The organism is Mycolicibacterium vaccae NBRC 14118 = CIP 105934, from assembly GCF_001552715.1.
In the GTDB taxonomy this organism is placed as follows: Bacteria; Actinomycetota; Actinomycetes; order Mycobacteriales; family Mycobacteriaceae; genus Mycobacterium; species Mycobacterium vaccae.
In genome coordinates this window covers 1-6,013 of the sequence record NZ_BCRS01000240.1, presented here as the reverse complement: position 1 = coordinate 6,013, position 6,013 = coordinate 1, and the positions used below count along the sequence as shown (strand labels likewise).

Genomic DNA, 6,013 nt, shown 5'->3' with positions numbered 1-6,013 from the left:
AACGCGGTGGCGAGTGGGCCGAGGTGGCCCGCGACCGCGCGCCGGAACTGGCCGATGTCGCCCGCGACCGGGCCGCCGAACTCGCCGAGATCGCCCGCGAACGGGCCGAGCTGGCCCGCGAGCGCGCGACCGTCCTGGCCGACGCCGCCGGCACCGAGGTCAAGAAGAAGAAGCACCGGCTGCGCTGAGCGCCGCCCGGGCATCGAGCATCCGCCCGCTTCAGCCGCGGGGCGCGTAGCTGTAGTCGATGTGATCGCCGTCGACGGCGGTGACGGTGAGGATGAACGCCGCTCTCTCGGGGCCGTCGGTCACGGCGCAGTCGACGGTGTTGCCGGGCCGGCCCTCGAGATCACCGGTGCACAGGGCTGTTTCCGGCCGCCTGGTCAGGTGCCGGGCGAGTTCATCGAGAAGCGAGGTCTCCACCTCCACCTTGGTCAGCATGGGCACCAGGTCGAAGTTCATCGTCAGGCCGTCGACACCGGTGACCTCCGCGGTCCTGCGCAGCGTCGTTCCGCCGGTGGTGACCGCGCACCGCGTCACCTCCCCGAGGTGTCCGAGCAGTCCGGTCTCGCAGTCCACGCCGTCGACCGGTGGCCCGCCGTTCTCGCCCGACAGCCGGGCCACCGCGCGCTCCAGCTGCTCGGTGGACAGCGCCGGGACCAACTCGTAATCGATGGCCGTGCCGTTCACCGCGACCACGGTGACGATCGGCTCGAAGCTGTTGGTCTCGCTCATGGTCACCTCGCAGCGCGCGATCTGCCCCACCTCGCCGACCAGTGGATCCTTGCAGGTCACCGACTGCGGGTGCTCCCCCGCTTCGGCGAACCGCGCGGTGATGTCGGACTGCAGGGCCTCAGCCGCCACCGCGGGAACATTGCCGGCGGGGTCCACACTGCAGCCCACCAGGACAGCGGCCGCTGCCGCCGTCCCCGCGAGTAGACCGGCGCTTCTACCCATGTGTGCCCTCCCGTCCGAAACATGCGGCGGACCCGGGCCGAGTCCTGGGGGCCGTCCTGGTAAGCCATGGTGATTGACTGCCTGGGTGCCCCGCAACCACATCCTCGCCCGGCGACTGCACGACCGCACCGAACCCGTGCACGCCGTCACCTATTTCGCCCCCGAAGCCCGGGCCGCGCTCGACGGCCTCGGCTACCGCGGCTTCTGGATGGGGTACTTCGCGGCCCGCTCGGCCCCGCTGGGCCCGGTACCGGCTGCGGTCGTCGCCGCGGCGTTCCACAACTTCGCGGCGGAGCAGGTGGCCAGAGCGCTGCCCGCCGCGTGGCAGATCGCCACGCCGGACGCCGCGCTGACCGCCCGGCAGGAATCGGCGGTGGCCGCGTTGCGGCGGTGCGGGGTGACCGGGGAGGAGGCGGGTCCGGTGGCCGACCTCGCCGCGAAGGCGCTGCGCAGCGCCGATGTCGGCGGCCGTGCACTGTTCGCCGCCAACAGTGCGCTGGACTGGCCCGACGACCCCGTGGCCCGGCTCTGGCACGCCACCACCCTGCTGCGCGAACACCGCGGCGACGGACACGTCGCCCTGCTGACGGCTGAGGGGATCTCCGGGCGCGAGTCCAACGTCCTGCACGCCGCGACCGGCGGGGTCCCCGAGGAGATGATCAAGCGGGCCCGCCACTACGACGAGCAAGAGTGGGCCCGTCACCGCGACGCCCTGCGCCGGCGCGGGCTTCTGGACGCGGCCGGCGTGCCGACCCGGGCGGGACGGGAGTTCAAGCAGCACCTCGAGGACCGCACCGATGCGCTCGCGCTGGCCGTCCTGGACTCCCTCGACGATGCCGAGGTCGAGGCGCTGTTCCGCGGGCTGACGTCGATCGCGCGCTCAGTGATCGACGCCGGCGACATCCCGGAGCAGACACCGATGGGCCTGGGCCGCACCGATCTCGACGACGGCGAGGCGCACCTGCGGTGACGGTCAGCGCGGCGCGTACATGATCAGACCGACCCCGGCCAGACACACCGCCGCACCCGTCAGATCCCACCGGTCGGGCCGGAAGCCGTCGGCGACCATGCCCCAGATCAGGGATCCGGCCACGAACACCCCACCGTAGGCGGCCAGCACCCGCCCGAAGTTCGCGTCCGGCTGGAACGCCGCGACGAATCCGTAGGCCCCGAGCGCGATCACACCGGCCCCCACCCAGAGCAGCCCGCGGTGCTCGCGGATACCCTGCCAGACCAGCCAGGCGCCACCGATCTCCAGGATCGCGGCGAGGACGAACAGCAGCATCGATTTGACGACCACGCCCCTCAGCGTGCCATCAGTGGTGGGCGGCGGTCGCGGCGGTGTGGCAGGCGTCGGGCGGGGTGCCCACCACGTCGAGAGCCGGGTTGCGGTCGAAGAAGCCGAACGGCTTGAGCCAGAACGAGACCACGTCGACGGGCATCACCGGCCAGTCCTCGGCACGGGTGATGTGGTGGATGCCGAACACGTACCACAGCACCACATCGGTGTTCTCGATCCAGCGGTCGGCCGCCGTCCAGCGCGCCAGACCGGTGTCGCGCACCGACTGGTTGACGAATTGGCCTGCAGGCCAACGCTCGTCGGGATGGTTCGGAGTCACCCACAGGGTGTGTCCGATGACCGCGGCGCGTTCGAGCACCGGTGCCCCCGGCGCGAACATCGCCGGAATCGCGCCCGTGGGAACGAGTTTGTACGCGGGGTGCGCCCCCAGGCCGGTGACGACGTTGGGGTTGACCACCTTCCACGCGCGCTGGGTGGCGAACTCGACATCCTGCCTGCCGTCGGCCTCGGTGCGCAGCGGGACGTTGCGCTGCACCATCGACAGCCCGTGCGGGTTGTCCGGGCCGACGGATTCGGCGTGGGACTCGGTCATCACCACGGTGTTGTCGGGCCCGTCGACGTCGAGGTCCAGCCGGGCCACCAGCAAGTGCTGGTGGAACGGTGCGTAGGTGCGTTCGTCGACCAGGGTCCCGTTGGGGTTGGCCGCGCCGACCGGCAGCGGGGTGGTCACCATGATGCCGGTGGCCCGCACCTCGCACTCGATGTTCCCGTCCTGGTAGAACCGCCAATAGACCAGGTACTCGTAGTTGGCGACCGTGACGTGGAACGAGACGACGAGCCTGCGCATCCGGCGCACCTCCGCGCCGATCTCGTGGTCGACGTGCTTCCACAGCACGGCGTCGTCCTCTTCGTGGATGCAGATCGCGTTGGTGATCGTGTACGGCTCCCCGCGGCTGTTGTGCAGAACCGCGTCCAGATAACGGATCTCGCCCAGACAGTCGCAGCCCAGTTCCAGTGAGGTCGTCATGAAACCCAGACCCCACTCGCCGATATCGAAAGCGGTGCGCCGGTAGTGGTCCGGTGACGGGTCACGGTAGGGCACGATCATCTCCGCGAACGACATCCGGTGCGCGACAGACCTGGTGCGGCCGCCGTCGCGGTAGCGCACCGTGTGCAGCGTCATGCCCTCGCGATAGTTGAAGCCCACCCGCAGCGACCAGTTCTGCCAGCGCAGCAGATTGCCCTCGACGGTGAACGACGGTCCGTCGGGCTGGGTGATGTGCAACGGTTTGAGCGGTTCGCGCGTCCACGCCGCGCGGATGTGCTCGGGAATGTGGGCGGGCACGTACTCGCCCATCACCTCCGGCACCGGTTCCCCGTCCGCGAACGGCCCCTCGTCCTCGAGCGCGATCAGCTCCATCGCGTTCAGATCCACGACGCAGTGCAGGCCGCTGACCAGCCGGGCGTACGGATTTGCGCCGGGGGCAGCCTTCACCCAGCTGTCCGACCAGCCGATCCGCCGGTCGCGGAACTCCGCGGGCGCCACCGCGTCCCCGTAGGTCCAGGTGTCGAAGAACACCAGATCCACGTTCTCGATGCCGCGCCGGCGCAGCGCTGCGACGACGTCGGGATGGGTGCGCAGGAGCTCGTCGCACTCGGTGAACTCGTCGACGGTGAAGTTGGCCTGAACGCCGGGGATGTGCTCGAAGACCTCGACACGGCCCTCGGACAGCGACACCACACCGCGATAGGTGGCGTTCTCGTCGCGGTCGAAGCAGATCACCTCGGCGCGCCGCGGCGGCCACGCGCCGCCGCTGTCGGCCGCGGTGATCTCGGCCTTGGTGGGTTCGATCATTTCGATCGACGCGAACCGCCACCCCCGGCCCGGGCGTCCGCCGGGGACACCGGGTTCGACGCCGCGGTCGCGCCGCAGGATTTCGGCGGCCGAGGCGAACTCGTCCGCACTGAGCGGGTCGAGGGGGTGAGCCACGCCTCCACGCAACCACATCCCAGGTCCGGCGGCACGGGATTGCGCCAAGTCGGCCCGCGTCAGCGGGCGGTGAGGAAGAAGTCCTCCCAAGCCATCCGGCGGTCGGCGTGCGGATCCACCTCGACGCGACGACGCCGGTCGAGCACCAGCACCGCGCGCTCGTCGTGACGGTAGCCGGGCCAGTCGCTGCCGGGCACCCCGTTCCCGGCGAACGCCAGCCACCTGCTCTGCATGTCGTCGGACACCTTGCCGGCCGTGCGAGAGTCCAGGCCGGCCGCGAGCAGCCGGCCGTACCGGGAGCGGTACACGTCGAACACGGCCAGCAACTCGGTGGCGTGCGTGGCGCCCATACCGGACCAGCGCAGCGCCCTGGTGGCGTAGTCGTAGCGGTAGACGTAGGTCGACGCGTGCGCGGAGTGCGCCTGGGCGATCTGCCACACCGCCGAACCGAAGATGAAGTCGCCGCCGAAGCGGACACACGCATCGGCACCCGGATAGCCCGGATAAGCCGCCAGGATCCGCTGCCGCGCATCGGGTTCCAGATGGGCCAGCAACCGTTCGATCGCCGGTTCACTGGTGGGCAGCAGCTTCAGGAAGCGGGTGAACAGGCGACCCTCGTCGGCGTTGGTGCCGACGATCAGCGGCACCCGGTGGGCGGTGCCGGCCCGCATCGCCTCCACCGGATCCTCCGGCAGGTACGGCGTCCCGAACGTGGGGCCGATCGCGAACGCGCCCAGCATGTCCCGCTGACCTTCGGCCACCAGCCGGTCCAGGGCGTCCACCAGTTCGGCCGGCCGCGCGGCCATCACCGCCGACGCCGCGTCGGTCCCGCTCGCGCCGAGCTGGCGCGCGAACCGGGCGGCGTAATCCCCGGCGATCTCGGCGCTGCTGATCATCCCGCTGCCCGGGCTCTGCGAAATCGCCTGGGCGAAGAGCCCTTCGGCCTCAGGGGTGGCCATCAGCGTAGCCACCGCGTGCGCACCGGCGCTCTCGCCGAATATGGTCACGTTGGCCGGGTCCCCACCGAACACCTCGACGTTGTCGCGCACCCAGCGCAGCGCCATCACCAGGTCGCGCAGGAACAGGTTGTCGTCGATGGTGACGTCGGCGGTCGACAGCGACGACAGTTCCAGGCACCCGAGTGCGCCGAGCCGGTAGTTGACCGAGATGTAGACACATCCTCGGCGGGCCAGCGCCGCACCGTCGTAGATCGGGGTGGCGGAGCTACCCAGCATGTATCCGCCGCCGTGGATGAACACCATCACCGGCAGTCCGGCGCCGGCCTCGGCGTGCTTGGGCGCGACCACGTTGAGCGTCAGGCAGTCCTCGCTCATCGGCTGGTACCGGCCCGGGGCCAGCAGCGTGTACATGCGCTGCTGCGGCGCGCAGGAACCGAACCCGTGGCAGTACCGGACGCCGGGCCAGGGCTGTACGGGACGCGGTGCGCGGTACCGCAGAGGACCGACCGGCGGACGCGCATACGGAATCGACCGCCAGCGGTTCACGCCGTCGCGCGTGAACCCCTCGACGGTGCCCGAGACGGTCTTCACCCGGACGGTGTGCTCGTGCATTCTGTGACGGTAGCGAACTCTCCCCCGGCCTGCCTCGCCCAGACAGCCGTGTCGGGTCGCTAGCCTTGCCCAATGCGAATAGCCGGCCTGATCGTGGTGAGCGCCCTGGTGGCGGGCTGCTCCCAGTCCGTGGGCGGCGAGGCCGAACCGTCCCGGCCGGCTGCCGCGCCGCCGATGGCGACCACCTCGGCGCCG

5 protein-coding genes and 1 pseudogene are annotated in these 6,013 nt (G+C 70.7%); 2 read left to right on the top strand and 4 right to left on the bottom strand.

Translation table 11 applies throughout. The annotated features are described in order from the left end of the window. Positions 1–188 (top strand): annotated as a pseudogene (locus tag MVA01S_RS28100) (DoxX family protein); the annotation flags it as partial. A gap of 31 nt (positions 189–219) precedes the next feature. On the opposite strand, the gene MVA01S_RS28095 reads toward MVA01S_RS28100, so the two are convergent. Then, entirely contained in the window at positions 220–957 is a 738-nt protein-coding gene (locus MVA01S_RS28095) for a DUF4333 domain-containing protein (protein ID WP_081529187.1), read from the bottom strand. Between the two features lie 85 nt (positions 958–1,042). On the opposite strand from MVA01S_RS28095, the gene MVA01S_RS28090 reads away from it, so the two are divergent. Beyond that, positions 1,043–1,927, top strand: a complete 885-nt coding sequence (locus MVA01S_RS28090) for an SCO6745 family protein (protein ID WP_003933476.1) — start codon at positions 1,043–1,045, stop codon at positions 1,925–1,927. A 3-nt stretch (positions 1,928–1,930) separates the two neighbouring features. On the opposite strand, the gene MVA01S_RS28085 is transcribed toward MVA01S_RS28090, so the two are convergent. The 3 genes from MVA01S_RS28085 to MVA01S_RS28075 are packed head-to-tail and all read right to left on the bottom strand — an operon-like array spanning position 1,931 to position 5,818. Next, complete coding sequence (locus MVA01S_RS28085; protein WP_003933477.1) at positions 1,931–2,257, bottom strand: YnfA family protein; 327 nt, start codon at positions 2,255–2,257, stop codon at positions 1,931–1,933. Positions 2,258–2,273: 16 nt separating this feature from the next. Next, positions 2,274–4,265 (bottom strand): primary-amine oxidase, encoded by a 1,992-nt coding sequence (locus MVA01S_RS28080; protein ID WP_040543045.1) that lies wholly within the window; start codon positions 4,263–4,265, stop codon positions 2,274–2,276. 41 nt (positions 4,266–4,306) lie between these two features. Then, entirely contained in the window at positions 4,307–5,818 is a 1,512-nt protein-coding gene (locus MVA01S_RS28075; RefSeq protein WP_003933479.1) for a carboxylesterase/lipase family protein, read from the bottom strand. Positions 5,819–6,013: the final 195 nt, after the last annotated feature.

What these genes read in the sequence shown, in the direction of transcription:
- MVA01S_RS28080 (WP_040543045.1), bottom strand. Translation starts at nt 4,265, where the DNA reads ATGTGGTTGCGTGGAGGCGTGGCTCACCCCCTCGACCCGCTCAGTGCG.
- MVA01S_RS28095 (WP_081529187.1), bottom strand. Translation starts at nt 957, where the DNA reads ATGGGTAGAAGCGCCGGTCTACTCGCGGGGACGGCGGCAGCGGCCGCT.
- MVA01S_RS28075 (WP_003933479.1), bottom strand. Translation starts at nt 5,818, where the DNA reads ATGCACGAGCACACCGTCCGGGTGAAGACCGTCTCGGGCACCGTCGAG.